This is a genomic window from Neobacillus nitrireducens, from assembly GCF_030915405.1.
Classification (GTDB): domain Bacteria; phylum Bacillota; class Bacilli; order Bacillales; family Cytobacillaceae; genus Neobacillus.
In genome coordinates this window covers 2,022,530-2,047,726 of record NZ_CP133262.1, presented here as the reverse complement: position 1 = coordinate 2,047,726, position 25,197 = coordinate 2,022,530, and the positions used below count along the sequence as shown (strand labels likewise).

28 protein-coding genes are annotated in these 25,197 nt (G+C 36.5%); 16 read left to right on the top strand and 12 right to left on the bottom strand.

Annotated elements, in window-relative coordinates:
* Nucleotides 1–120: 120 nt before the first annotated feature.
* From RCG22_RS09905 to RCG22_RS09880, 6 genes are all read right to left on the bottom strand, one after another.
* Entirely contained in the window at nt 121–312 is a 192-nt protein-coding gene (locus RCG22_RS09905; protein WP_098260826.1) for a hypothetical protein, read from the bottom strand.
* 81 nt (nt 313–393) lie between these two features.
* The gene (locus RCG22_RS09900; RefSeq protein ID WP_066251902.1) at nt 394–603 is read right to left on the bottom strand and encodes a YheE family protein; all 210 of its coding nucleotides are present in this window, start codon (nt 601–603) and stop codon (nt 394–396) included.
* 84 nt (nt 604–687) lie between these two features.
* Entirely contained in the window at nt 688–1,734 is a 1,047-nt protein-coding gene (locus RCG22_RS09895) for a YheC/YheD family endospore coat-associated protein (RefSeq protein ID WP_308106686.1), read from the bottom strand.
* The gene (locus RCG22_RS09890; protein ID WP_308106685.1) at nt 1,731–3,095 is read right to left on the bottom strand and encodes a YheC/YheD family endospore coat-associated protein; all 1,365 of its coding nucleotides are present in this window, start codon (nt 3,093–3,095) and stop codon (nt 1,731–1,733) included. Before RCG22_RS09890 ends, RCG22_RS09895 begins: the two co-directional genes overlap by 4 nt.
* Nucleotides 3,073–4,176 (bottom strand): YheC/YheD family endospore coat-associated protein, encoded by a 1,104-nt coding sequence (locus RCG22_RS09885; RefSeq protein WP_308106684.1) that lies wholly within the window; start codon nt 4,174–4,176, stop codon nt 3,073–3,075. Before RCG22_RS09885 ends, RCG22_RS09890 begins: the two co-directional genes overlap by 23 nt.
* Before the next feature lies 1 nt (nt 4,177).
* Complete coding sequence (locus RCG22_RS09880) at nt 4,178–5,485, bottom strand: YheC/YheD family endospore coat-associated protein (protein WP_308106683.1); 1,308 nt, start codon at nt 5,483–5,485, stop codon at nt 4,178–4,180.
* A 236-nt stretch (nt 5,486–5,721) separates the two neighbouring features.
* Here RCG22_RS09880 and RCG22_RS09875 point away from each other — a divergent pair, with 236 nt between their 5' ends.
* From RCG22_RS09875 to RCG22_RS09860, 4 genes are all read left to right on the top strand, one after another.
* Complete coding sequence (locus tag RCG22_RS09875; protein ID WP_098260831.1) at nt 5,722–6,069, top strand: YlbF/YmcA family competence regulator; 348 nt, start codon at nt 5,722–5,724, stop codon at nt 6,067–6,069.
* Between the two features lie 169 nt (nt 6,070–6,238).
* A complete protein-coding gene (locus RCG22_RS09870) occupies nt 6,239–7,108 on the top strand; it encodes a Cof-type HAD-IIB family hydrolase (protein WP_098260832.1) in 870 nt (289 codons plus the stop codon).
* Nucleotides 7,109–7,262: 154 nt separating this feature from the next.
* Complete coding sequence (locus RCG22_RS09865) at nt 7,263–8,882, top strand: long-chain fatty acid--CoA ligase (protein ID WP_308106682.1); 1,620 nt, start codon at nt 7,263–7,265, stop codon at nt 8,880–8,882.
* Nucleotides 8,883–9,032: 150 nt separating this feature from the next.
* Nucleotides 9,033–9,824: an enoyl-CoA hydratase gene (locus tag RCG22_RS09860; protein ID WP_308106681.1), complete on the top strand. Its 792-nt coding sequence runs from the start codon at nt 9,033–9,035 to the stop codon at nt 9,822–9,824.
* Between the two features lie 37 nt (nt 9,825–9,861).
* Here the strand turns inward: RCG22_RS09860 and RCG22_RS09855 are convergent, their stop codons facing one another.
* Complete coding sequence (locus tag RCG22_RS09855) at nt 9,862–10,047, bottom strand: YhzD family protein (RefSeq protein WP_308106680.1); 186 nt, start codon at nt 10,045–10,047, stop codon at nt 9,862–9,864.
* Nucleotides 10,048–10,173: 126 nt separating this feature from the next.
* Here RCG22_RS09855 and RCG22_RS09850 point away from each other — a divergent pair, with 126 nt between their 5' ends.
* The 6 genes from RCG22_RS09850 to RCG22_RS09825 all read left to right on the top strand — a co-directional run bounded on the left by RCG22_RS09850 (nt 10,174) and on the right by RCG22_RS09825 (nt 17,986).
* The gene (locus RCG22_RS09850; RefSeq protein WP_308106679.1) at nt 10,174–11,073 is read left to right on the top strand and encodes an ABC transporter ATP-binding protein; all 900 of its coding nucleotides are present in this window, start codon (nt 10,174–10,176) and stop codon (nt 11,071–11,073) included.
* Entirely contained in the window at nt 11,066–12,319 is a 1,254-nt protein-coding gene (locus RCG22_RS09845) for an ABC transporter permease (protein ID WP_308106678.1), read from the top strand. Before RCG22_RS09850 ends, RCG22_RS09845 begins: the two co-directional genes overlap by 8 nt.
* A 92-nt stretch (nt 12,320–12,411) precedes the next feature.
* Complete coding sequence (locus tag RCG22_RS09840; RefSeq protein WP_308106677.1) at nt 12,412–13,662, top strand: metallophosphoesterase family protein; 1,251 nt, start codon at nt 12,412–12,414, stop codon at nt 13,660–13,662.
* Between the two features lie 17 nt (nt 13,663–13,679).
* A complete protein-coding gene (locus RCG22_RS09835; protein ID WP_308106676.1) occupies nt 13,680–16,685 on the top strand; it encodes an AAA family ATPase in 3,006 nt (1,001 codons plus the stop codon).
* 50 nt (nt 16,686–16,735) lie between these two features.
* On the top strand, nt 16,736–17,680 hold the full coding sequence (gene yhaM, locus RCG22_RS09830) for a 3'-5' exoribonuclease YhaM (RefSeq protein WP_098260838.1): 945 nt from the start codon (nt 16,736–16,738) through the stop codon (nt 17,678–17,680).
* 117 nt (nt 17,681–17,797) lie between these two features.
* A complete protein-coding gene (locus tag RCG22_RS09825) occupies nt 17,798–17,986 on the top strand; it encodes a sporulation YhaL family protein (RefSeq protein ID WP_098260839.1) in 189 nt (62 codons plus the stop codon).
* Between the two features lie 47 nt (nt 17,987–18,033).
* Here the strand turns inward: RCG22_RS09825 and RCG22_RS09820 are convergent, their stop codons facing one another.
* Nucleotides 18,034–18,906 carry a peptidylprolyl isomerase gene (locus RCG22_RS09820; protein WP_066251943.1) on the bottom strand — a complete coding sequence of 291 codons (873 nt, stop codon included), beginning with the start codon at nt 18,904–18,906 and terminating at the stop codon, nt 18,034–18,036.
* A gap of 209 nt (nt 18,907–19,115) precedes the next feature.
* Between RCG22_RS09820 and RCG22_RS09815 the strand changes: the two genes are divergently transcribed.
* On the top strand, nt 19,116–19,202 hold the full coding sequence (locus tag RCG22_RS09815) for a YjcZ family sporulation protein (RefSeq protein WP_098260841.1): 87 nt from the start codon (nt 19,116–19,118) through the stop codon (nt 19,200–19,202).
* A 34-nt stretch (nt 19,203–19,236) separates the two neighbouring features.
* Nucleotides 19,237–19,329 carry a YjcZ family sporulation protein gene (locus tag RCG22_RS09810; RefSeq protein ID WP_066251949.1) on the top strand — a complete coding sequence of 31 codons (93 nt, stop codon included), beginning with the start codon at nt 19,237–19,239 and terminating at the stop codon, nt 19,327–19,329.
* 93 nt (nt 19,330–19,422) lie between these two features.
* On the opposite strand, the gene RCG22_RS09805 is transcribed toward RCG22_RS09810, so the two are convergent.
* Nucleotides 19,423–19,602 (bottom strand): hypothetical protein, encoded by a 180-nt coding sequence (locus tag RCG22_RS09805; RefSeq protein ID WP_066251952.1) that lies wholly within the window; start codon nt 19,600–19,602, stop codon nt 19,423–19,425.
* 242 nt (nt 19,603–19,844) lie between these two features.
* On the opposite strand from RCG22_RS09805, the gene RCG22_RS09800 reads away from it, so the two are divergent.
* Complete coding sequence (locus RCG22_RS09800) at nt 19,845–20,180, top strand: DUF1878 family protein (RefSeq protein ID WP_308106675.1); 336 nt, start codon at nt 19,845–19,847, stop codon at nt 20,178–20,180.
* 7 nt (nt 20,181–20,187) lie between these two features.
* On the opposite strand, the gene RCG22_RS09795 is transcribed toward RCG22_RS09800, so the two are convergent.
* Nucleotides 20,188–20,763: an HTH-type transcriptional regulator Hpr gene (locus RCG22_RS09795; RefSeq protein ID WP_374049437.1), complete on the bottom strand. Its 576-nt coding sequence runs from the start codon at nt 20,761–20,763 to the stop codon at nt 20,188–20,190.
* A gap of 322 nt (nt 20,764–21,085) precedes the next feature.
* On the opposite strand from RCG22_RS09795, the gene yhzF reads away from it, so the two are divergent.
* A complete protein-coding gene (gene yhzF, locus RCG22_RS09790) occupies nt 21,086–21,277 on the top strand; it encodes a membrane protein YhzF (RefSeq protein ID WP_308106674.1) in 192 nt (63 codons plus the stop codon).
* 57 nt (nt 21,278–21,334) lie between these two features.
* Here the strand turns inward: yhzF and RCG22_RS09785 are convergent, their stop codons facing one another.
* On the bottom strand, nt 21,335–21,868 hold the full coding sequence (locus RCG22_RS09785) for a tryptophan transporter (RefSeq protein WP_308106673.1): 534 nt from the start codon (nt 21,866–21,868) through the stop codon (nt 21,335–21,337).
* 143 nt (nt 21,869–22,011) lie between these two features.
* On the bottom strand, nt 22,012–22,431 hold the full coding sequence (locus RCG22_RS09780; protein ID WP_308106672.1) for an HIT family protein: 420 nt from the start codon (nt 22,429–22,431) through the stop codon (nt 22,012–22,014).
* Between the two features lie 780 nt (nt 22,432–23,211).
* Between RCG22_RS09780 and RCG22_RS09775 the strand changes: the two genes are divergently transcribed.
* Nucleotides 23,212–23,952, top strand: coding sequence for an ABC transporter ATP-binding protein (locus RCG22_RS09775; RefSeq protein ID WP_098260847.1), 741 nt, complete (start codon nt 23,212–23,214; stop codon nt 23,950–23,952).
* Entirely contained in the window at nt 23,945–25,156 is a 1,212-nt protein-coding gene (locus tag RCG22_RS09770; RefSeq protein ID WP_308106671.1) for an ABC transporter permease, read from the top strand. Before RCG22_RS09775 ends, RCG22_RS09770 begins: the two co-directional genes overlap by 8 nt.
* The last annotated feature ends 41 nt before the right edge of the window (nt 25,157–25,197 follow it).

Sequence of the window (25,197 nt, the reverse complement as noted above, 5' to 3'; positions counted from 1 at the left end):
TCCCCGTTTATTAAAAATTTCTTTTAACTTATTATAACAGTAGTTAATGTAAGCATGAAAATAAAAAAGGCCAGCCTATGTTTTTTAGGCTAGCTTGTCATATATAGAAGTCAAAATAGATTAATCGCATTCATAGGGTGGTTGTTCTTCGTGGAACTCATGGGCTTCTTCGATATTAGTTGTATCGTGGCGGGAATGGACAGAACCACCTGACATACCTTCGTTAATCATTCGATCAACATCCATGAACAACTTATCTCTGCCTTCATAAGCTGAACCTAAATCAGTTACCTTGTCTTTTCCTTTGTCCATAACGATCATCCCTTTCCATTAACTATCTTTAGTTTGTGGAAAAGGTAAGTTTTCATGCACTGTTAAGATCCTGACAGGTCCTTACTCATATACGTGGAAAAGCATTAGCTCATGGATTTGACTTGATAATGCCTCAATTTCCTCTCGTTCTGGTACATTCGTTGTCCACTCTATTTTCCCAGTTTGGTGATAGACTCCTGTGACTCTTTGCTTTTTATGGTAAAAGGAAAAATTCCAGCCCGGAATATTTTTATTTTCAAATAGTGGCTTGAATTGAAAGTGCATTAGCATCGTGAAATCCCCCTTTTATTTTACTTACTTCTAGCTTACCTTGTTTGGGAGACTTTTTAAATAGAATTTTCTGTTAATATTTTGTTAGTTCTGAAAATTTGAGAGTTGGAGGAATAAACGGCAAAGCTGCTCAATCTTCTTTTCTTCAATTTCTAGTTCATCAAAGCTCATTGGTTTGGAATTTACCTCGTAAATATAATACTGCCCCGTTTTACTTACACCAGCATCAATAGAAAATTCACCGAAATAGCCAAAACGATTAGATAATGCCTTTCCAATAGACGGGACGATTGCTTGAATAAAATCATCATGCTCCGCTGTTTTCAACAGTTCATAGGGCAGGAGCCTGCCGCCGGAGGGAATATGCGTTGTAAGATTTTGTTGTTGTGATTGTCTAATCCCAACCCCTGTTATCATATATTCACCATCATTTGCATGGGCAAGAATACGAAAATCGAAACGATTACCCTCATACTCAGCAGATAATATTTCCTCTTGTGCTATATAAGTTTGCTCAAGAAGTTTCTTGCTCCATTTCTCCCAAAAATGATTAAAGGATTGATAATTTGCATGAATCTGGATTCCTTCCAATTGAACTTTTGAAGAATCCATCAATTTTAAGCGGAAAATGCCTTTCCCTTTTGAAGATTGAGCAGGTTTTAAGTAAATACTTCCTTGCCTCTTTAGAAAAGTTAACAAATCCATTTTTTTCTGGATGACAATGGTTTGCGGCAAAAAGTTTTGCAAAAATGGAAGGGTTCTAAGTAATTCAAATAACTCAAATTTATCGATAAAACATGGGTTGAAAAAGGGGATATTTTTCTCCTTTAAAATCGAAAAAAATGTTCGGTATAGATCATTTTTTTCTGAATTTCGGAACGGAACCCGATTATAGACGAGGTCTGGATAACGAAAGCTTTCCTTAATCCAGTAATTTTTATCAGGTAAAAATGTATAGCCTGTAATAAAATCTGATTCAGCATCTTCCGGAGTAAAGACAAAGCTTATTCCATCTAGTGAAATAAGCTTCTTTTGTAATGCTATAAAAAGCGGTCGATTCCCTGCGATGGAACCGTTGGAAGTGGTTGCTGACATAATCCCAATCAATGGACCTGTTTGATTGGTTTTCATGTGAAAATCTCCTCTGGATGTAGTAAGGATTGCTCGGTAAGAAAAACAGCAAAAGCAATGGATAATTTGCGGGTGAGCAAATCAAAATCCTTTAATCCGGGATGAGAAAAGATCGTTCTTCCAGGTTTAGAATTTGCCTCAAAAAGCCAAACATCTCCATTTCGGTCGATCCCTAAATCAAAACCAATCTCTCCGATAATGCCTTCCACGTGCCTATCCAAAGAGTTGCTTAAAAGTAGTGCGGCATCGGAAAGTCTTTCTTTATGCAAAGTACTTTCTTCAAGGGGGAAAATTTCTTCAATTGTTTTAATTTCACCACCGCTTCTGGTATGAGTGGTCACGCTGCCGGGCCCTGCAATTTTTGCCGCAATCGCGGATACATGCCAATTTCCCAGATCATCTTTATTCGTGTGAACACGAAAATCAATCGTTCTAGATTCTCTTCTTAGTAAATTAATTCCCTGTTGTACTACCATTTTTTCAAGTGATTGATTAGAGAAAACGTTACTCATCAATCGTTCTAAACTTGAAAATTTTCGCAAACGATTTACCCCGTTTTCATCTTGGTAGCGGCAATAATAATCATCACTGTACTTGTCATATATTAATTGGTGAACACCTAATCCAAGACTGCCATTTTTGGGCTTAATGTAAACATGGCCATGGGTGGAAAGCATCGTCTCGATAGAGGAGAAGGATGTAAATGGCAGCGTTTCGGGCAGGAATTTGGCAACTGTTTCATCTTGAATAAGCCTTTCATGAATATCAAGCTTATTAAAAAATCCGGGATTATACCATGGAATATGGTATTCCTTTTGCAGGCGATCTCTTACCTTAATTAATATGGGGTTACTTTCACTTTTCCGATTGGGGAGCCGATCATAAATAACGTTAGGAAAGGGAACTTCCACCGTCTCCCATTCATCATTATGAAAAAGGTACCCTTCTATGATACCTTGTTCCCAATCAATATGCTGTTCACCAAATATAAAAGGGAAGGCCCCAACGATTTTATTGACGGAAAGAAGTTTTGAAAAAAACACTGTTCTTTCGCCAATTGGTTCTGAGGGTATCGTGGTAAATCCTGCTGTGAAAATACCTACAAGTGGACCGATGATAAGACTATGGTTATCGAAAAAAACATGTAGTGGAGTGTTGAAGTTAGGGAAATGGAGTGCTTTTTGAATTTCTCTACTAATCGAAATTCGATCATTTTGATCTGGATGAGGGATAAAATCAACTTCTATTGATCTTGACCCAAAAGCAATCCGTGTTAACTCTTTATCCTTAAGAAATGTTGGAGGGCAGAAAACAATCAATTGATCATTTTGAGCAACTTCAATGAGATAATGTTTTCTCATAATAGCTCTTCCTTTCTTTTGAATCTATCTGAGTAAGGTGTTTCCCATAAAGAAGTGGGGCTAGATTCAGAGCATCCTCTAAGTCTGGCTGGGTTTGCAAAAGCACCTTTCTCCCTGGCTTTGAATTTACATCCAGGATCCAAATTGAACCATTTTTTGCTATGCCGATATCTACACCAAGCTCAAATAATGGCAAAAATGCACTTTCTAGGAGTGGAGGAAGATTGGTGAGAATGTATTCTAATTCCTGATTCATATATTCCTTAGTAGCAGAAGGAAGAGATTTAGACCAATCCGCAAAGGGGAGGGCGAACCCGCCTGCACTTAAATTTGATAAAATACCGCCAGTATTTCCCCTTCGAACCCCTCTCCCCAATTCATTCCATTTTCCGTCCATATTTTTTTGGAGGAGGATGCGAATATCGAATGGCTGAAGTTGGGTATTAGATAACTCTAGATACGGTTGCATTAGGTATTGACGATTCCCAATCAGGGATTGTAACCACTGGATTAGCTTTGTTTCATTTGGGAAAATCCGAGAGATAATATTCTTTTGTTTTTCAGTTTTAACATGAAAGGGTTTTTCATTTTTTTTCAGATAGTAAATGCCATGCCCTTGCGAACCGTTAATCGGTTTTAAAATAATCCTTTTCATTTTTGTTAATTCATTTAACACTATGTTCGTATCGGAAACAAATAGAGTCACAGGTAAGTAGGGGGATAATACTGTTTTTCTTAATACTTCATAGAGTTCAAGTTTATTGGGCAGTCCATATCCTAAAAAGGTGGTATCGGTTCTGGTTTTTAGCCAAGATACGATTGGAATGCATTGTTTGGAATGCTCATCATCACCGTAAAAGCACCGATCATAAATAATCGCAGGAATGGGAAATTCACTTTTGACCCAAGATTTAGAAATTGAATTAAATTTTTCCCCGTTTATCTGTAATGTCAGTGGGTTTATTTTTGAAGGAAGGAAGCGAAAGCATTCCATTCCACAGGATTCTGCAAGCTTTGCGATTTCGTTTATATAGGGCTGTTCACTTTCCATGCTTACTGTCATTATTCCAAATGCAATCAATTTATTGGTCCCCCTTTATCATGGTCGATTCAAATGCAAGTGATGTACAAAATTGAATTAGCGCCTTAGCAGAGGGTCTAATTTTTCCTACCCCGTCCTCAAAGTTTTTCGAAGGTTTCGAGTTTACTTCAATGATCCACAATTCCCCATTTGGGTCGACCCCTATGTCAATCCCTAATTCTCCAGTAATCCCAGGTGAAGAACAACTAATAGTCTCAGCCGTTTTGATCGCCAATTCCTTCATACGTGCAAGTACTTCTATCGATTTTTTAGGACCTAAACAGGTGCGTAGAACGTTTAGGGGTTTGAGAATTCTCCCGCCCCTTGCGATGTTGGAAACGAACTCGTCTTCTGCTGCAACCCTGGCCACAATCGATGTAACCTGCCAATGATTGTTTTGATTTTTGTGACATAAGACTCTAAAGTCCATTGCACAGAATTCGTAAGTAACTAATTCTATACCCTGCTGAATAATATAAAATCGATTATCTACTAATGGCTGAATATATTGGTGAATTTCATCTAATTCGTATTGATTTCTAGAGTTGCTGTTGCGTGATGCGAGAGAGGTGTGCAAAGAGTAGTGGTTATTCTCCCCCTTTTTTAATTTAATAATATTTCTTCCTTGACTGCCATGAACCGGCTTAATAAACACTGTTCCAAATTCTTGTGCAAGTTCATATAAGTGTTCTTTCGTGTAAATTTTTGTTTTTGGTAAAAACGGATAGAGACGTTTCTCTTGAAATATTTGATTATAAACTTCCCATTTTGAAAGAAAGCCCTCATTAAAAAGTGGTATCTGCAAGGTTTCAAGTCTTTGACGAAAATGCAGGAAGGACTTCGAGTGTTCTAGCTTGCGGGAATGGATTCGGTTGTATATCACATCTGGTAAAGGATGTTCGAAAGGACTCCATTTTCCATTTATAAGGTAATATCCGCGATTTAAAAAATGATTAAATGAAAAGACATAAAAAAACCCGCCAGCTTCGGAAATTCCATGATGAAGCTCCTCGCAAAAAGCGTGAATAGAGCGAAAATGGGGCTCCTCTTCCTGATTTGAAGGAAAATCAGTCAATAGTCCAATCACAGGTCCAAGCTTAAGAGTAGATAGATCAGGCTTATAGATGGCCTGAAATTTATAGCTTTGGACGGGGAGACAAAAATCCTTTAGGATATTTTCGGGGATTAACATCATATTCGGTTCCATTTCTACCGTTTTAACTTTTGTCTTTATTGTCTTGTTTCCTAATTTAATATATAAGTCAAGGTTATGATTCTTTAGTAAATTGGTATACAATTGGTTTGACATTTGCACTTGACAGTCTTTTTTATTTATAGGTTTCCTCGGCTTAATCGTAATTGCGGTTAATGGAAAAGACATAAGCATTCCTCAATTTCTACCCAGAGCCTATAGGCATTAGTTGATATAGTAATGTATGTAAAATCAATCTAGATGGTGATATTAACATTCTCGCATTTTGGTGAATAGTTTGTTATAGTTGATTCGGATTAGAAAAGCTTATTATTTAAAAGGAGTGGTTACCAATGCCAGTTAATTTATATGATTCCGCGTATGCATTAGAAACAGCGATTCGTCAAAGTGACGAATATAGACTATTACAGCAAGCTTACCAAGAAGTAAATGCAGACCCTGCAGCAAAACAAATGTTTGATCAGTTCCGCAAAATCCAAATGGACCTGCAGCAGAAGCAAATGATGGGGCAGGATATATCAGAACAAGAGATTCAGCAAGCCCAGTCCACCGTTGGAGTCGTTCAGCAAAATGAAAAAATTTCTCGGCTTATGCAAGCTGAACAACGGATGAGCATGGTCATTGGAGAACTAAACAAAGTAATTATGAAACCATTAGAAGACCTTTATGGGAAATTGTAAACTTAAGTAGAAAAGCCTTCGGAGTGACTGAAGGCTTTTTTTTATATGATAGAAAATCATAAATTTCGACTTTGGAAATTGTCCAGCTCCAGCTTTTCTGTTCTATAAATGCATAAAAAATCATAAAAGTGATATAAAGGCTATTTCACCAAGAACAGGGGGCAACGTTATGATTTATCGCTTGCTTGCTTTAAATATTGATGGCACGCTTCTTCAAACAAATGGAAAAATCCATAAATCAACAAAAGAGGCAATTGAATATGTTCAGCAAAAAGGTATCTATGTCACCCTTGTAACTTCGAGGAGTTTCCCATCTGCAAGAAAAGTAGCTAAAGCGTTAAAAATAAAATCCCCACTTATCACCCTTCAAGGCGCATTTATTGCCAGCTCTGAGGATAAACCAATATATGTTCAGAGAATAAATGAGGATATAACCTACGATGCCATTAGTTTTCTAGAGGCGCTTCCATGTCAAATTCGCCTGGTCCATGAACAATTTTCTTTAGCCAATAAATTAAAACTAAGTAATAATTTATTGGCTAAAACGGTTTTTACCTCAGGGGACCCAGTTTTCTACTCACAGCAGTTTGTTTCGTCCCTTACTGAATATTTACATGATCAGCCGGTCAGCCCGCCGAAGATTGAAGTTTATTTTGAAGATGAGAGTGACCTTCAAGATGCGAAAAAAGCACTAAGGAAAATGTTTACCGAGATTGACATGATTGAGCTCGACTCGTTACGGTTAGATATTGTACCGGCGGGTGTTTCAAAGTTATCAGGGCTATCCTATCTAGGGAGCCAACTGGGAATCCAAAGAAAAGAAATGGTTTATATCGGTGATGGTCTAGATGATATTCCATTGCTTGAGGCCGTGGGACTTGGAGTATCGATGTGGAATGCCAATTTCGAAGTGAAGAGAGCATCAGATTGGGTTACTAGGTCAGAGAATGAACATGGTGTTGCATATATGGTCAAAGAACACTTTAGGAAACAGCAGCCAATCGAGTTTTTAAGAAGGATGAACATTATCAAAAAATAAGGTGAGAAGATATCAGAGGTGATTTCCTTTGATATCTTTTTTATTATTCAATTCTTCTAAAGGAATAAGGTATCGTAATGACGAATAATTTATAGAGTTGGCCACATTTGATGCTGCATAAGGAGAACACTTTCATAATTGGAGGGAAATGTAAATGATGCAAACCGCATTAACAATGACTCAAATGATTGAAAGGGCAGAAAAGTATTTTCCAAAGAAACAAGTTGTATCAAGAACGGCAAGTGGCATCCATAAATTTACTTACAAACAAATTACTGAAAGAATGAGAAGGCTTGCAAGCAGCCTGAAGAAGCTGGGTATTTCAAAAGGCGAACGGATCGGGACACTGGCATGGAATCATCACCGTCATTTAGAAGCATATTTTGCCATTCCGTGTATGGGGGCTGTTCTACATACGATTAACATTCGCCTTTCTCCCCAGCATATTTCTTTTATTATCAATCATGCAGAAGACCAGATTCTCCTCGTTGATTCAGACATCGTACCCTTACTCGAAAAATGTGCCTCAGAATTGAAAACTGTCAAAGCCTATATTATTATGACGGATGAAAAGGAACTTCCTGAAACAACACTCTCCCCAGTCTATCATTATGAAAATCTACTATCTGAAGCTGATCCTACATTCCAATATCCTAACGATATTGATGAAAATGATCCGGCTGGAATGTGTTACACATCGGCCACCACTGGTAATCCAAAGGGGGTAGTCTATTCACACCGAGGTATTTTTCTACATAGCATGGCACTCGGACTAGCCGATAGTGCAGCCTTAAGTGAAAAGGATATTGCACTGCCGGTTGTCCCCATGTTTCATGCAAATGCATGGGGGATGCCATTTGCAGCGGTTTGGTTTGGAACCTCATTAGTTTTACCTGGTCCATATTTCACACCTAAATTGATTGCAGAACTCATTGAACAGGAACGAGTGACAATCACCGCTGGGGTCCCAACTATTTGGCTTGGATTATTAAAAGAGCTCGATGAAGGTTCTTATGATATGAGCAGTTTAAGAGGAGTATTATGTGGTGGATCAGCAGCCCCTAAAGGATTGATTAAATCCTATGAACAACGGCATAACATCCCATTCATGCATGCTTATGGAATGACAGAAACGAGTCCACTAGTTGTTATCTCTAATTTAAAAAGTTACCAGGAAGGGTTAGATGCAGAGGAAAGGCTAGAAATAAGAGCCAAACAGGGAATTCTTGTCCCAGGACTTGATATAAAAGTAGTTGGCCAAAATGGTGAGGTCCAATGGGACGGAAAAGAAATGGGAGAATTGTGCATTAAGGGTCCATGGATTGCATCTGAATACTATCATGATGAACGAACAAAGGATGCATTCCGTGATGACTGGCTTCATACTGGTGATGTTGTCACAATCGATGAAGAAGGCTTTGTTAAAATTGTCGACCGCACAAAGGACTTAATAAAAAGCGGTGGCGAATGGATATCCTCGGTAGATTTAGAAAATGCATTAATGGCGCATGAGGCTGTTTTTGAAGCAGCAGTAGTGGCAGTTCCACACGAGCAGTGGCAAGAACGTCCAATAGGTTGTGTAGTATTAAAAGAGGCATGGAAGGGGAAAACATCAAAAGAAGAACTGCTTGACTTTTTAAAGCCCCAGTTTGCGAAGTGGTGGATTCCTGATGATATTGTATTCCTAGATAATATTCCTAAGACTTCTGTGGGTAAATTCCTAAAGATGTCGTTAAGGGACCAAGTGCAAAAAGATGTGCTTAGAAAAAGATAGCTATAGAGGACAAGGGATTATTCTTTTGTCCTATTATCTATGAAAAAAGTTTGGTGGAAGAAAATTCGCTATATTTAAAAAACTGTTATTTATTTAACTCCTCATTTCCATATATAATGAAGGTGATGGAAGAGGATGGGAGGGCTTGGAATGTCAATCAATTTTATCACTGATAAGGTAAATGTGAAGGTTACAGGTCGGGTTGCAATGCTAGAAATGAACAGACCCGAGGCGTTAAATGCTATGGATTCAGATATGATTAAGGGGCTTGTCTGTAAGCTTAAAGAAATTAGTGAGTCAGATGAAATTGATATTGTTGTAATAACAGGAAAAGGAAGAGCCTTTTCAGCAGGCGGCGATATTAAAACAATGCTGTCAAACATGAATGAACATGAATTTTTTCCAGTCATGGATAGCATTAGTGAGCTGATTATTACCCTATACAGCATGCCTAAATTAACGATTAGCGCTGTATCTGGTGCCGCAGCAGGCTTGGGATTTAGCTTAGCCCTAGCTACAGACCATATTATCGCTGAAAAGACTAGTAAGCTTGCCATGAATTTTATCGGAATCGGTTTGATTCCTGATGGCGGGGCCCATTTCTTTCTAGAGAAAAAATTGGGAGAGACAAAGGCGAAACAGGTAATCTGGGATGGGAAAATGATGAATGCTGATAAGGCATTGGAGTTAGGGTTAATTGAAGAAGTGGCGACTGGAAATCTGCAGGAGACACTAGATGCTAGAATCGCAGATTGGTTAACGAGACCTATTCAAGCGATGATAAAAACGAAAAAAATCTTAGCTGACATGAATCGTCCATACCTGCTAAAAATTTTAGAATTAGAAAAACACTCTCAACAAAAAATGCGTGAAACAATTGATCATCAAGAAGGAATTCAAGCATTTATTGAAAAAAGACCTCCTAGATTTATTGGAAAATAAACAAAGAAGCCCTCAGCTTCTTTGTTTTTTTGTAGTATTAGGAATGAAACAGTAATAGCTTTCCGCTTGGTGAGGTGAAGCGATGTGTTGATTCTAATAACTTTCTCTCTGCTAACAGCTTTTCTGCTAATTCTTTTGCAGCATCATCATGTTCAGCCTGGATGGATTCGTCTAAAATTTTTTCTCCATTGGTTTCAAATGCAGTTAATTTATACGTTTTCATGCTACAAACCCCTTTCTATATTTTGTTGTTATATTTTATATTTTCACACAACTTAAAAAGAAGTTCAAAAGGAATGTGAAACTATTTTATTGTTTATTCGTACTAAAATGGAGAGGAGTGTGTGAAATGGTTCTTAAACTTGAACATGTCATGAAAAAGTTTGGGGATTTTACTGCAGTGGACGATTTATCTTTAGAGATACCAGACAAAGAAATGTTTGGCTTTTTAGGGGCAAATGGTGCAGGGAAGACAACGACATTTCGGATGATTTTAGGTTTGCTTGATGCTAGCGGTGGGAAGATTACCTGGGACGGCAAACCGATTGATTATTCAACTAGTCATTTGGTTGGGTATCTTCCAGAGGAGCGGGGCTTGTATCCGAAACTAAAGGTCCGTGACCAAATCGTTTATTTAGCCAGATTAAGAGGTATGCAAAAGACCGAGGCAATTACAGAATTAAAACTTTGGCTTGATCGATTTAAGATCCCGGAGTATGAGAATAAAAAAGTCGAAGAGCTTTCAAAGGGAAACCAACAGAAAATACAATTCATTGCAGCTGTCGTTCACAAACCGAAGTTACTAATTCTGGATGAGCCATTTAGCGGGCTTGACCCGGTAAATGTTGAAATGCTGAAAGAAGCAGTCTTATCTTTAAAAGAAAGTGGGGCAACCATTGTATTTTCGAGTCATCGGATGGAGCATGTAGAAGAAATGTGTGAGCATCTATGCATTTTGCAAAAAGGTAGTCCGGTGGTACATGGATCTTTAAAAGAAATAAAGCGATCATTTGGTAAAAAGAACTTGGTTATCCATGCCGATTTTTCGTTGGATTCCTTAAAAAATTATCCGGGTGTTGTTAAGTCCAAACCTACGATGGAAGGAATTCATCTGCAAATTGAGGGAGAATACATAGCCGAAAAAATCCTTAAAGAGATAGTAAATCAGGGGTTTATTCGGAAATTTTCCCTGGAAGAACCTTCTTTAAATGATATTTTTATAGAGAAAGTAGGTGACTCTTATGAATAGTTTTTGGATTATTTTATTCCATACCTATATAAACAAGTTAAAAACAAAATCCTTTATCATTACCACTCTTTTAACAGTCATAATTGTCTTAGCCTTAACGAACTTAAATAATATCATTGACATTTTTGATAAAGATGGCGGGAAAGAAAATGTTGCAGTCCTTGATGAAACAGGTCAACTTTACGAACCTTTCAAAAAACAAGTTAAGTTAATCAATAAAGATATAAAACTATCTCCCTTCGAAGGAAGTGTTACTGATGCAGAAAAAGCCGTGAAAGAGGGGCGTTATCAAGGCATTGTTCTGCTAGGGATGAATAAGGAAAACCTGCCATTAGCTACATATAAGGCAATGAGTATTGCGGACTCTTCCATGTTTACTGATCTCAATACAAGTCTCCAGCAAGTAAAAACAATGCTTGCTGCTTCCCAGATTCAATTGGCAACAGCCCAGCTCGAAAAGCTTTATGAACCGGTTTCTTTTGAGAAAATTGCGCTCGAGAAGAATGCAAAAACAGAAGAAGAATTAAACCAAGCACGAGGACTTGTCTACGTCCTGCTGTTTATTATCTATTTTTCGGTCATCATGTATGCAAATATGATTGCGATGGAAGTGGCAACAGAAAAATCATCAAGAGTAATGGAAATCTTAATTTCCAGTGTCTCACCGATTAAACAGATGTTTGCAAAAATAGTCGGAATCGGGTTGTTAAGTCTGACACAACTCGCAGTATTTCTGTCTGTTGGCTATTTCTCGTTTAAACAGAATATGGAATCATTAAAAGAAGGCTTTATGGGAGTTTATGGTTTTGGTGACATCCCTTTTGAGACGATACTCTACGCAGTCATTTTCTTCATTCTAGGTTATTTCCTTTATGCAACTTTAGCAGCATTTCTTGGTTCCCTTGTCAGCAGAATAGAAGATGTTCAGCAAATGATTACGCCAATGACGTTGTTAGTTGTTGCCGGGTTTATGATTGCAATGTTTGGCTTAGGTAAACCGGATGCACCGTTTATTACGGTAACATCCTTTATACCATTCTTTACACCGATGATTATGTTTTTACGTGTTGGAATGCTAACAATCCCAATTTGGGAAGCAGTATTAGGCATTGCAATTCTTATTGCAACAATTACTATATTAGCCATATTTGGTGCCCGCGTATACCGTGGCGGCGTCTTAATGTATGGACAGTCAAACTCTTTTAAAGATATTAAAAAAGCATTACAGTTAACGAAGAAAGAATGAGAAAACGAAGAGCTATTACCTGCTGGTAATGGTTCTTTATTTTTTAGTTAGCTTATTTCTAGAACGTGCATTCGTATTTAAGAGGTGCTACAATGGAGAAAAGATGTGGAAAGGAATTATTTATGAAAAAGATAAGCTTTATTCATGCAGCAGACCTGCATTTGGACAGTCCGATGGTTGGATTAAAGCATTTACCAACAAACATTTTTATGCGAATAAAAGAGAGTACCTTTACTGCATTAAAACAAATTACTTCGACAGCAATTTATCAGCAGGTTGACTTTGTCATTTTAGCAGGCGATTTATTCGATGGCGAGGACCGCAGCCTGCGTGCACAATCCCGCTTTCGTTCAGAGATGCTTAAGCTTGCAGAAAAGGGAATTCCTGTTTATATCATCCATGGGAATCATGATCATTTAAATGGGTCCTGGGTTCACCTTGACATGCCCTCAAATGTTCATATTTTTAAAAGTGAGGTAGAAACCAAAGTTTTACATACAAAGGATGGCGAAATTATCCATCTGTATGGCTTCAGTTATCCAACCAGACATGTATTTGATAGAAAAATCGATGATTATATAAAGAAAGAAGGAGCAGATTTTCATATCGGAATTCTTCATGGTAATGAGAGTGCAGGGGTGGAGCATGACAATTACGCTCCCTTTACGGTTAATGATTTGCTTCGAAAGGATTTTGATTATTGGGCCTTGGGACATATCCATAAAAGGGCTATTCTTTCTAATAATCCGCCAATTATTTATCCGGGTAATATCCAGGGTAGGAATAAAAAAGAATCCGGTTCAAAAGGGATCTATCATGTAACGTTATCCGAACATGATACGAAAATGAACTTTTTAGAGACGTCAGATATTATTTGGGAGGAAGTAGTTGTTGATGCATCATCAGCAAAAAGTTTCCACGAGTTGTTGCTATTATGCCAGACTACAATCAATAGTGTACGAAAGGAACTGAAAGCAACACTATTATCTCTGGTTTTGAAAAATATTCAATTAGATGATACCCGTGAAAAAAGAAGTGTTGATTCCGAACTTTTAGAGCTTCTTCAAGAGGATGAAAAAGATGAGGAATCCTTTGTCTGGGTGGTGGACCTAACCATTGTAGTGAGCCAGCAAATAGACAAAGAACAAATGAAAAGGGATGCTAATTTTTATGCGGAGTTATTTGAAACTATTGATCATTTTGAGGATGTGGAGCAAAGCTTGGCTCCCTTGTACGGCCATCAAATAGGGAGAAAATATTTAGTGCATTTAACGGCTGTAGAGCAGAAAGAGTTAGTCGAAAAAGCAGAGAAATTGCTGATTCAATTACTTTACCAGGCTTAAGGAAGGTGTGAAGAAGATTGAAAGTTCTCGAACTACATATATATGGTTTTGGTCAATTAGAGAATGTCAAAATTGTTGACCTTCATGATTTTCAAGTATTCTATGGAGAAAATGAAGCAGGTAAGTCCACAATTATGGCCTTTATCCATTGCATCTTATTTGGTTTTCCTACAAAACAACAATCAGCAGAACTCCGTTATGAGCCAAAACATAGTACAAAATATGGCGGGAAAATTAGGATTGTTCATGAAAGTCACGGCGGAGCAGTGATAGAACGTGTGAGAGGAAAAGCGACTGGCGATGTGAAGGTCGCCATGGACAATGGCAGGATGGGTGGCGAGGAACTTCTTAAAGAATTAACAGGGAACTTTGATAAAAGTTTGTACCAAGCTATTTTTTCTTTTAATTTGCATGGTTTGCAAAATATTCATCAAATGAAAAATGATGAGATAGGCAAGTTCCTATTCTCTGCTGGAACATTAGGAACGGAAAGTCTGGCAAAAACAGAAGATTTCCTACAGAAAGAGCTAGACACGCGCTTTAAACCTACTGGAAAGAAACCATTATTAAATGAAAAGATTCAAGCACTTCATAGAATCAATGAAGAATTGAAAATAGCAGAAGCAAAGAATAAAAATTATACAAATTTAGTAGAGAAGAAAGAAATTCTCCACCAAGAAATGCTGGAAATAAACAAATCATTACAGGATTTAGGGGAAAAGATTGAAAAACTAAATGAGTGGAAAAGAATCGAAACCATCGTCAAAGATGAAAAGTGGATCATGAATGAGCTTAAGGAATTAGGGGAAATTGGGTTTCCAGTACGTGGAATTGAAAGAATTGAAAAAATAACTCAATTTATCCATCCCTATAAAGCAGAGATTAACAGCATAACCGATAGAATCGAAAATTTAAATAAAGAATTAACACTGATTCAACCAGACCAAGCTTTTCTTAAAAATGAGCCAGCCATCTTATCCTTGCTTGATCAAGTTCCACTTTTCGAACAATTGAAGCAGGAAAAACTGAAATGTGAAACAAAACTTTTAGCTATTGAAGAAGAGATTTCTATGACGAAAGAGAAGCTTCATATAAACTTAAATGAAGAAGATATCTTTTCAATTAATACAAATATTTATATGAAAAATCAAGTGGAAGCAGTTTCTAGGAAAACTCAAAAGCTAGAAGAGGTAAAGGAAGAATTAGAGACTCATTATCAAGAAGAAAAGGGTGTATTAGAGGAAGTAGAAAAAGAAGTCCGATTTGTAGAACGGCTAGTTCTATCTAAACAGGAACGCTTGTTGCTTGAAGATAAGGTAAATTCGGCAAATGATAAAAAGGGATTGGAAGGAGAATTAAGATCCTTACAAGATAAAATAGACTTCTATCAACAAATAAATGAACGAGATAAAGCCGCTTCAGCTACACTAGTGAAGCAAAGAAAACTTCAGTTTTATCTATTTGAGTTTATCCTGGCTTCAGTAACCCTATATGGTGTGCTGTCAAGGCAATGGTTTCTAGTTACTATTGGTTTACTAGGGTGCATTTTTATAGCCCTTTTTATGACCAATAGTAAGAAACAATCGCAGGATGCGGACCTTAATCAAACATTGACCAGTTTACGAGACAAGGAAAAGCAGTTAAAGCAAAAACTCCAATCAGCTGAATATCTGGAAATTACAAAACTTGAGGAGCAGTTAATACTTGATAAACAGCGGAGAGAAGAACTTCAAGTTGTAAAGATTAAGTTAAAACAGCAGCAAGCTCAATACGAAAAGGTGATTGCAAAATTCGAACAATGGGAATTGGAGTCCGCCCAAAATAAAGAAAAGCTGTTATCAATTAGCCGTGAATTAAAAGTACCTGAGTATATTGCCAATTCCTTTTTACTTGAAGCATTTGAACTTATTGAACAATATAAAATGAATTGTAGAGAGAAAAGACTATTGCAGACAAGACTTGAGCAAATAAATCTGCAGCAGGAGAAAGTAACTAAGAGTCTTAATTATCATGAGCAGCTTTATTTAAATGAAAAAGGTTTAGATTTATATAATGCAGCCTATGTATTGCGAAACAAGTTGAAAGAAGAACATGGCAAGCAAATAACCAGTCAAGAGAGACTCGCAAAGCTTAATGATCTTGAAGCTGATTTAAAACAGAAATCGCAGGAGTTGGCTCATCTGCAATTAGAATATAACCAACTAATCTCTTCTGCAAAGGTGGAGACAGAGTTGCAATTTTACGAACTTGGGGCTAAGGCAGAGAAGAAAGAAAAGTTAATCGAAAGGTTAGAATCACTGCAAAGTCAATTACAATATTCAATTCTCTCGGAGCAGGACCGGGAAAACTTCCTCCAAATCCATCCTAGTGATGAAGTAATTACTGAATATAATCAGGAAATCCATTTATTGCAAACAGCCTTAAAAAAACGTTTGGAAGAGCAAGCATCGATTAAGTACGAAATTCAAGTTTTAGAAGAGGGAGGCGTTTATTCGGATATTCTCCATCAATACAAACAGAAAAAATATGAATTAGAAGAGGCTGCAAAAGAGTGGTCCGTCTTTTGTATCGCACAAGAGATTCTCGTAAATACAATTGAAAAGTATAAAAACATCCATTTACCAAGGATGCTCTCCAAGGCGGAAGAATATTTGTCGTTCCTCACAGATGGTAATTATCATAGGATTCACTTACGAGACTCCGGTTCGGGTTTTTTAGTTGAACGTAAGGATCATACTATTTTTGAAGCAAATGAACTTAGCCAAGCAACAACGGAACAGTTATACGTAGCCATACGACTTGCCTTTGCGGTAACGTTATATGAGAAACATCACCTCCCGATTATTATTGATGATAGTTTTGTAAACTTTGATGCAAAAAGAACGGAAAAAGTGATAGAACTACTAAAAGGGATGAAGCGGAATCAACTATTATTTTTTACTTGTCATAAACATTTACTGCCTTTTTTCCAAAGGGAAAATGTTCTTTTTTTAGAAAAAGGTGCTGTACAGATAATTTCATAGAGTACTAATTGGATATGTTATACTCTTATTAATGGAAAGGACGTGAATTTATGGGGAAAGGTATATTAAAGCATGAAGTAGGTGAACAGGTAGAACTTTTTTTACTAATTAAAAGTTCTACAAAGGGTATTGCAAGTAATGGCAAACCTTTTTTAACCCTTATTCTCCAAGACAAAAGCGGTGAGATAGAAGCAAAGCTCTGGGATGTTAATGAAGAGGATGGAAAGAGCTATGCCCCACAAAGTATTGTGAAAATACTAGGGGATGTACAAAATTATCGTGGGAAAAGCCAGCTTAAAATCCGTCAAATACGCCGGACCGGGCCGTCAGATGGCGTAAAATTGGATGACTTCTTGGAGACCGCACCATTAAGCCAAGAGGAAATGTCAGGTAGACTCACTCAGTATATTTTTGAAATGAAAAATCCCAATATCCAAAGAATTACACGACACTTAATCAAAAAGCATCAGAAGGCTTTTTTAGAGTTTCCTGCAGCCACTAAAAATCATCATGAGTTTGTATCTGGGCTTGCCTTTCATGTTGTGAGTATGCTTGATTTGGCTAAATCGATTGCTATGCTTTATCCAAGCCTCGACAAGGATTTACTATATGCAGGGGTTATCTTACATGATATGGGGAAAGTATTGGAATTATCAGGTCCGATTTCGACGGTCTACACGATTGAAGGAAACCTGCTTGGGCATATTACGATTATGATTAATGAAATAGGCAAAGCGGCTGAAGAACTTGGCATTTCTGGGGAAGAAGTCCTTATACTTCAACATCTTGTTCTGAGCCATCATGGAAAAGCGGAATGGGGCAGTCCTAAACCGCCAATGATTAAAGAAGCCGAAATTCTACATTATATCGATAATCTTGATGCGAAAATGAATATGCTTGACCGGGCACTAGATCGAGTGAAGCCAGGTGAATTTACTGAGCGGATTTTTGCGCTTGATAATCGTTCCTTTTATAAGCCAGCGTTTCATAAATAAAATAACCCTCTTTTGGGTTATTTTTTTTTGCATTTAAAGGGTAATATGAATATTTCCATTTCTAAGGAATATCATGTAGTAAAGAGTGGACAACCACTAAGGGAAGGAGCAAAAAATATGACTATTCCTATTTGGGTATATGCTGTTGTGGTTGGAATTGTAGTAAGTGCACTAATGGCACTGAAAACAGGAAGAGAAGAGCGATTGATGGAAATGGAAAACATTGAGCAGGAAGGCGAAATCTATATGAAACGCCTGGAGAGAGAAAAGGAATTGAAGGAAGAATTAAAGGTTACTGGAGAATAGAAAAGCGGAAGCGCTCGTTTAGAGGCGTTTCCGCTTTTTTCATTTTTTTAATGTGCTGCCGTTGCTGCAGTTGTTTGTGGGTTAAGTGCATCTTTTAAGTCTTTATCACTAACTTTAACATCTGCAGCTTTTAGTTCACGCTGCATAGCTTTATTAATTTCTTCTGTTGTTAATTTAGAGGACTTTACTTGGGTTACGATTTCGTCCTTCATCTCTGCGTATGGTTTTTTCTCTTTTTTGTCTGTTAATTGGATAATATGATAACCAAATTGTGATTTTACTGGAGCACTGATTTCATTGACTTTTAAAGCATAGGCAGCTTTTTCAAAGTCTGGATCCATCTTACCAGTTCCAAACCAGCCTAAATCCCCGCCGTTTGCTTTAGAGCCTTCATCAGTTGAATACTCTTTTGCAACATCTTCAAATTTTGCTCCACCATCAAGCTTTTTCTTCACTTCTTTTGCAGTCTTTTCATCAGCAACAAGGATATGACGCGCCTTAATTTCCGGCTTATAGTTATCGTAATAATCCTTTAATTCTTTGTCCGTTACTTTAACGCCTTTCATTGCAGCTTTTTCCTGCATCATGCCTAACTTCATTGTTTTCTTTAAGTCAGCTTCGCTTTTATAACCATATTGTGCAAGGGTCGTTTCGAAATTTGCACCAAGATCGGTTTTTAATTGATCAATTTTTGCATTTAATTCCTTATCCGTAACCTTGTATTTCTTAGCTAGAACTTTTTCATATACAAGTTGCTGAAGGGCTTGGTCTCCGTATTTATCCTTCATTGTATTGTAAAGTTCTTCCTGAGTTACGTTACCAACTTTGCTCTCTGCCACTGTATCAGAACCGCTTTGATTACATGCAGTTAATGCAAGTACGCCGCCTGCTAATGTAAGGGCTAATAACCATTTTTTCATGATGAAATCTCTCCTAAACCGTAATTTCTTGTCCACAAACTCTACTATAACATAAATGGGAACTCCTGCAAAAATAATACTATGATTATTTTTTTTAAATATTTCAAAAAAGTGAACGTAAAACAATCCAAAAAAAATTGGGAAGTGCCTAAACGAAATGAATTCAGTTTGAATAGTATATCGTAGTAAATGGAAAAGGAGGTATTACGATGAGCCATGGATATGGAGCGGGCTTTGCTCTAATTGTAGTACTTTTCATACTATTAATTATTGTGGGAGCTTCTTGGATTTATTAAGGCCAAATAGTACTTTATGAAGGGAGGGGAATATATGTCTGGTGGAGCAGGTTACGGCGGAGGCTTTGCGTTAGTGGTTGTCCTATTTATTTTATTAATAATCATCGGAGCTTCTTGGGTTTATTAATAAAAATCGCAAACTAAAAGCGATGAGAAAATCTCATCGCTTCTATTTTTTTATTAATACAAATGCCATCGTTTGCGTAGTATTCCCCTTGGTTCATGTATATAAAATTTCCAAATATGAAGATATCAGAAGAATCGTAATTAGGATATTTATAGTACGAAACACCTTATGTTGGTTTTCTTCAGGAATTTCTTTTTGGATACAAAGTGAATTGGTCATTTTATTTACATAAAACAAGATGAAAATTGCTAAGACAATAAAAATGGAGATCATCAATGATTCCCTCCCTGATGTTCGTGTTATGTTTAATACATTATCAAATATTATAAAAAAAAGATAGTCAAAAAGAATGGAAGAATGTTAGGCTCTTAAGGGAACCGCATGAACCAATTAAATTCTAAAGGGAAAAAAGCATAAAAAAATTCCCCTTCTAGGGATTAAAATAGTTTACCCAATGTTTTAAAAGGTTAATAATATACATATACCATATAAAATAATGAAAAGAGGGCGATTGGATGAATGAACAAGAATTACTAGAAAGAATTAAAATCCTTGAATATCACCAAAAACTGTTGCTAAAGTTGCTCAATGATTCAACGCTTGATTTATATAAACTTATTATTGAAAATGGGATATCCGAACAGGAAGTAAAGCTGTTTTATTCTTTATGTAACAAAATGAGCATAAAATTGGAAGAACAAAAAGCGGAGGGATATGTATACTTCCAGCCGCTTTTTCATGAATTATCTGTCTCTTTACCTTCCAATCTTAATATGAGAGCAATAATAAATGCTTGTTTAAAGCAGAAGCTTTATATGCCCCTTTTTCAAGAGTTGGAAAAGTACTTATAGTCCAGTTTTAAACGAGTTCTTGTTCAATATTTTTCGATTTTTTTAGTTTTCCATCTTCTTCAATGAACTTACTTTCAATATTATGAAAAGAACGTTCAAAGATTTCCATGAAATCTTCTCCATAAATATTACGGACAATTGCCATCATTTCAACAATTTCAGGAAACTTCCCGTATAATTCACGAAGCGGCAAAGCTCCAGAAAATACAGCATTACCTTTGGGCTCATAGGTTTCCATTAATTGAAGCAATATCTCTTCTCCTGCATCAGTAAGCTGAATATAAGTATTGCGTTTGTCATTTTCCTTTTTTGAAAACTGAAGTAATCCTCGCTCTTCTAACTTTTTCGAAAAATTAAATGCCGTTGAAACATGCATGACGCCGAACTTCGCCACATCCGAGATGGAGGCACCGTTTAAATGGTAGGCAATCCATAGAATATGATGTTCATTAATATTTAAATCAAAAGGTTTTATCCATTGCTGCCAGTCTTTCTCAATTGCTTTCCACAAGGCTTTACTTAATTGTGCAACTCTCTGAGTAAAAATCATCGCTTCCTTCATTGTAAATTGTTTCTCGGTCATCCCCATTTTCACCTACTTTTTTATTTCTGTATTTTCATTATGCCAATAAAGTAAAAATTAATAAAGATATAAATTCACAAAATTTTTAAAAATTAGAATAATAATCTATTGAATTTTAAATTTCTTTGTTTTTTACCTGAAATGCATCCATTGAATAATAGGAAATTTTAGAATATTTAACTTATAAATCGTTTACTAATTAGTCAGTCAATAATCCCTCTCATTAATCTGTCAGCCCTTGTTCATAGGAATGGACGGGTAAACATATAAATAGTTACAACAATTAGTCGCTTTTTTGAGATTAAATAGGGGGACAAGAAGAATGAAGATGACAGCTCTCATTTTTTTTATCTTTAGTACAATCCTTTTATTGAGTGCAATTAAGGTTTTTTTGATATTAACAAGATCTGGAGTATATCCACCTAAACATATTTTAAAGAAAAGATTTGTTGCACTAGCTGGATGCGGTGGGATCTTCATGCTAATTGCCATAATGATTACTTATTTTTTATAGAGTTATATTAAGAAAAGAACCCATCGGGGGTTCTTTTCTTAATAAGGATCCCGTGCATTATTTTTGAATGACGGAAGGGGATGTTAATTTAGTTCGCTTAACAATTGATTGAGCAATTGGATACAGAATAACCATTGTTACGGTATTGAGTGCTGCAGCTGGTAGAACACCAACTACGAATAATGCTGTGAAAGGAGTGTTACCGGGTAGGCCCACTAAAAAATTAGCTGCTCCCAAAAAGATGGTCCCTGAAATCAGTGTTCCAACAGCAGTTAATATTCCAACACTTACAACAGAATTTCGATACTTTTTTAAAGCTAAAAATAAACCGAAAAAGACTAATGCAGTGATAGGTTTATCAATGATATTGGGGATTTGACCCATTGGGAAAGTTGTTGTTAATGCTGATAGTACTCCAGTCACAACTGCCAAGAGCAAGACACTCTTGATCTCAGGAATAAGAATTATTCCTAAAAACATCATAGCCAGCATCATGTCAGGTTTTATTCCAAGAAAACTTGGCATTACCGTATGCAAGACCACCCCAATCCCCGCCAATAGTGCTAAAATTACAATGTTCTTCGTATTCATTTCTCATCTCTCCTCTGCTATACTAATCTATTTGTTTCTCCTGCAGTGCGCTAGTTGCCTGCAGCGAAAAACCTGTATTCATTATACCATATTAATATAATAATAATAAAGATATAGTTTTCTGATAATTATAAAAATATTTTTTATACTTGTTTATTAATATTTGCAGCCATTTCCTCTAACATGTCAAAAGTATACTCATGTTGATTACTTTTCCATACGGCTCCGAATCCGTCGCCTTTTCCATAACGAGGAATTAAATGCATGTGAAAATGAAAGACAGATTGGCCTGCTTGTTCACCATTATTATTAATGGTGTTTAATCCAATTGGATCAAATTCTTGTTTTAAGGCGTTTGCAATGGCAGGGACTACTTCAAAAAGGTTTCTGGCCATTTCCGGCGTTAATTCATATAAGTTTTCTTTATGTACTTTTGGAATAACCAAAGTATGTCCCTTTGTCACCTGTGTAATATCTAAAAAGGCTAATACATGCTCATTCTCAAAAACTTTTGCAGATGGAATTTCTCCATTAACAATTTTACAAAAAATACAATCGCTCATTCGATACACGATCCCTTCTAAATAGTTTGTATTATTTTACCATGAAATCTAAAAAAAGAAAAAGACAGGATCCGCATGGGATCCTGCCCTCTCGAAGGGGATTGCTTCAATTGGAACGTTCATTAGGAGTGTTCTTTGATAAACACCTCATTTTTCATAGAGTGTTTTTATAAAGAGACATCATTGTTCAAGCTGACCATCCCCTATGTTGTTTTTATATGTTTTACCAACTTATAAAAACAGGTAGCGATCTGCGGTAAACACCTCATTTAATGTTTATTTTTTTAAGATAAACAATGACTTGGTGTACTAGAACTCAAAATGGTTACTGTGCACGCTGTACAAAACAACCATCCCCTTATCTGAAACGAATTGGAAGCTCACTTGTTTGAAATGTAAATTGTCTTTGACAGACACCTCATCTCAAGTTTTGATGAATTTCTTCATCGAAGTAAGTTATTTCCCCTTCGAATATTATGATGTCCGATGTGAAAAGAAATATACAAAAAAAATGATAAAAATTTGAAAACTATTTTTATCAAAGACAATTTGATAAAATAGAAAGCGCAAGCGCCCTGTTCAGCGGCGTATGGCCTGGAGCGCTCCAACTGAGATAAAGGAAACACGAAGAGCGTTAGCGATTCGATGTTGACTTATCGTAGGGCGGAGAGCGAAGGACACTAGCCGTTAGGGCGCTGGAGCTAGAATGTAAACTAAGTTCAAAAACTTATACTATCTTATCAGAAAAAAAGATAATCCTGTTAAGGAAGGACGTTGCAAATGTCTTTATTAATGATTGAAAATCTCGTCGGAGGATATACAAGGAACCCTGTTTTAAAAGATGTTTCCTTTGAAGTAAAGGAACGAGAATTGGTCGGACTTATTGGTTTAAATGGAGCGGGAAAGAGTACAACCATAAAACATATTATTGGATTAATGGAACCGCACAAAGGTTCAGTAAAAATAAATGGTCATACTTTCACAGAAAATAAAGAGGCATATCGTAAATTGTTTACCTTTATTCCTGAAACACCTGTTTTATATGAAGAATTGACTCTTGAGGAGCATTTGAAACTAACAGCAATGGCGTATGGTCTTGATGAGGCCACCTATAAAGAGCGTATAACTTCACTACTGACAGAATTTCGAATGGAAAAGCGGTTAAAGTGGTTTCCAGCCCATTTTTCAAAAGGCATGAAACAAAAGGTAATGATTATGTGTGCGTTTTTAATTCAGCCGTCACTGTATATTGTTGATGAACCATTTGTTGGACTTGATCCGCTAGGAATCCAATCCCTGCTCGATTTAATGAAAAAAATGAAAGATAACGGTGCAGGCATTTTAATGTCCACACATATTTTGGCCACAGCCGAAAGATATTGTGATCGATTTGTGATTCTGCATGAAGGTAAAATCCGTGCAAAAGGGACCCTAGAAGAGTTGAGAGAGCAATTCTCAATGCCAGGGGCTTCTTTAGATGATTTGTATATTCAATTAACAAAGGAAGAAAATTATGTTTGATGAAAAAAAGCTTTGGAAGGACCGAGCAAGCGGTCGAATGAAGGACTTAGGAAGGTATTTACGCTATATTTTCAATGGGCATCTGGTTGTTGTTTTATTATTTTTAATTGGAACGGCTTCATTTTATTATCAAAAGTGGATTGAATCCCTTTCTGAAGGTTTTCCTGCAGAATTAATTATCGCTATTCTGATTGGATCCTTGTTAACATATAGTCCTGTATCTAATTTCCTGCTAGAAGCGGATCAGGTGTTTATACTCCCGCTTGAGGATAAATTGAGAGGGTATTTCCTTCGTTCAGGAGGGGCGAGCCTTGTTTTTCAAGGTTACCTGCTTCTAATGGTATTGGCTGTATTAATGCCCATGTATGCCAAGATAAGCAGTAATGGCTTCCAATCATTTTTCCCTTTTTTAGTGATCCTGTTAGTCTTAAAGGCCTGGAATTTAACAACGAGTTGGCGGATCGATTTTTTTGTCCAAGCTTCTATCCATAGATGGGACATTGTCGTTCGTTATTTAATTAATGCGATATTTACTTATTTGCTATTTAAACAAGCCGATATTTTTATCCTGTTGTTCATTGTGATCGTTTGCGCTTTGTATTACTTTTACTTTTCTGCTCAAACTAAGAAAATGGGCCTTAAATGGGATTTATTAATTAGCCAGGAAGAGAAAAGAATGGCATCCTTTTATCGGCTTGCGAATATGTTTACCGATGTGCCTCAATTAAGGGATACAGTTAAAAGAAGAAAATGGTTAGATCTATTTATTAATCGAATGGCTTTTTCCAGAGATAAGACCTATTTATATTTGTTTTCGAGAGCATTTTTAAGGTCATCGGATTATCTTGGACTTTTTATACGTTTAACAGTAATTGGTGTTCTTGCAATTTATTTTATCTCTTTTGGTGTAGGTCAAATATTACTTGGGATTTTATTCTTATATTTAACAGGTTTTCAGCTTCTTCCACTGTGGAATCATCATCAAAACAAATTGTGGGTAGACTTATATCCTGTTGAACAAAAATATAAAAAAATAGCATTCAACTCTTTATTAATGACCATTTTAGCGATTCAAACAGTCATTTTTTCTTTATTTATAGTAGTGAAGGGCGAATTGTTCATCTCGTTGCTATCCATAATTACAGGAATTGTGTTTAGCTATGTTTTTGTTTATTTTTACGCTAAAAATCGATTGAAAGTATAATCCAGATCCCCTTGAAAATTTAAGGGGATTTTTTTGAAACT

What these genes read in the sequence shown, in the direction of transcription:
- RCG22_RS09905 (WP_098260826.1), bottom strand. Translation starts at nt 312, where the DNA reads ATGGACAAAGGAAAAGACAAGGTAACTGATTTAGGTTCAGCTTATGAA.
- RCG22_RS09810 (WP_066251949.1), top strand. Translation starts at nt 19,237, where the DNA reads ATGTCTGGTGGAGCAGGTTACGGCGGAGGCTTTGCGTTAGTGGTTGTC.
- RCG22_RS09855 (WP_308106680.1), bottom strand. Translation starts at nt 10,047, where the DNA reads ATGAAAACGTATAAATTAACTGCATTTGAAACCAATGGAGAAAAAATT.
- RCG22_RS09770 (WP_308106671.1), top strand. Translation starts at nt 23,945, where the DNA reads ATGTTTGATGAAAAAAAGCTTTGGAAGGACCGAGCAAGCGGTCGAATG.
- RCG22_RS09875 (WP_098260831.1), top strand. Translation starts at nt 5,722, where the DNA reads ATGCCAGTTAATTTATATGATTCCGCGTATGCATTAGAAACAGCGATT.
- RCG22_RS09795 (WP_374049437.1), bottom strand. Translation starts at nt 20,763, where the DNA reads ATGACCGAGAAACAATTTACAATGAAGGAAGCGATGATTTTTACTCAG.
- yhaM (WP_098260838.1), top strand. Translation starts at nt 16,736, where the DNA reads ATGGGGAAAGGTATATTAAAGCATGAAGTAGGTGAACAGGTAGAACTT.
- RCG22_RS09880 (WP_308106683.1), bottom strand. Translation starts at nt 5,485, where the DNA reads ATGTCAAACCAATTGTATACCAATTTACTAAAGAATCATAACCTTGAC.
- RCG22_RS09840 (WP_308106677.1), top strand. Translation starts at nt 12,412, where the DNA reads ATGGAGAAAAGATGTGGAAAGGAATTATTTATGAAAAAGATAAGCTTT.
- RCG22_RS09780 (WP_308106672.1), bottom strand. Translation starts at nt 22,431, where the DNA reads ATGAGCGATTGTATTTTTTGTAAAATTGTTAATGGAGAAATTCCATCT.
- RCG22_RS09890 (WP_308106685.1), bottom strand. Translation starts at nt 3,095, where the DNA reads ATGAGAAAACATTATCTCATTGAAGTTGCTCAAAATGATCAATTGATT.
- RCG22_RS09850 (WP_308106679.1), top strand. Translation starts at nt 10,174, where the DNA reads ATGGTTCTTAAACTTGAACATGTCATGAAAAAGTTTGGGGATTTTACT.
- RCG22_RS09865 (WP_308106682.1), top strand. Translation starts at nt 7,263, where the DNA reads ATGATGCAAACCGCATTAACAATGACTCAAATGATTGAAAGGGCAGAA.
- RCG22_RS09775 (WP_098260847.1), top strand. Translation starts at nt 23,212, where the DNA reads ATGTCTTTATTAATGATTGAAAATCTCGTCGGAGGATATACAAGGAAC.
- RCG22_RS09805 (WP_066251952.1), bottom strand. Translation starts at nt 19,602, where the DNA reads ATGATCTCCATTTTTATTGTCTTAGCAATTTTCATCTTGTTTTATGTA.
- RCG22_RS09870 (WP_098260832.1), top strand. Translation starts at nt 6,239, where the DNA reads ATGATTTATCGCTTGCTTGCTTTAAATATTGATGGCACGCTTCTTCAA.
- RCG22_RS09900 (WP_066251902.1), bottom strand. Translation starts at nt 603, where the DNA reads ATGCTAATGCACTTTCAATTCAAGCCACTATTTGAAAATAAAAATATT.
- RCG22_RS09820 (WP_066251943.1), bottom strand. Translation starts at nt 18,906, where the DNA reads ATGAAAAAATGGTTATTAGCCCTTACATTAGCAGGCGGCGTACTTGCA.
- RCG22_RS09845 (WP_308106678.1), top strand. Translation starts at nt 11,066, where the DNA reads ATGAATAGTTTTTGGATTATTTTATTCCATACCTATATAAACAAGTTA.
- RCG22_RS09815 (WP_098260841.1), top strand. Translation starts at nt 19,116, where the DNA reads ATGAGCCATGGATATGGAGCGGGCTTTGCTCTAATTGTAGTACTTTTC.
- RCG22_RS09895 (WP_308106686.1), bottom strand. Translation starts at nt 1,734, where the DNA reads ATGAAAACCAATCAAACAGGTCCATTGATTGGGATTATGTCAGCAACC.
- RCG22_RS09860 (WP_308106681.1), top strand. Translation starts at nt 9,033, where the DNA reads ATGTCAATCAATTTTATCACTGATAAGGTAAATGTGAAGGTTACAGGT.
- yhzF (WP_308106674.1), top strand. Translation starts at nt 21,086, where the DNA reads ATGAAGATGACAGCTCTCATTTTTTTTATCTTTAGTACAATCCTTTTA.
- RCG22_RS09785 (WP_308106673.1), bottom strand. Translation starts at nt 21,868, where the DNA reads ATGAATACGAAGAACATTGTAATTTTAGCACTATTGGCGGGGATTGGG.
- RCG22_RS09800 (WP_308106675.1), top strand. Translation starts at nt 19,845, where the DNA reads ATGAATGAACAAGAATTACTAGAAAGAATTAAAATCCTTGAATATCAC.
- RCG22_RS09825 (WP_098260839.1), top strand. Translation starts at nt 17,798, where the DNA reads ATGACTATTCCTATTTGGGTATATGCTGTTGTGGTTGGAATTGTAGTA.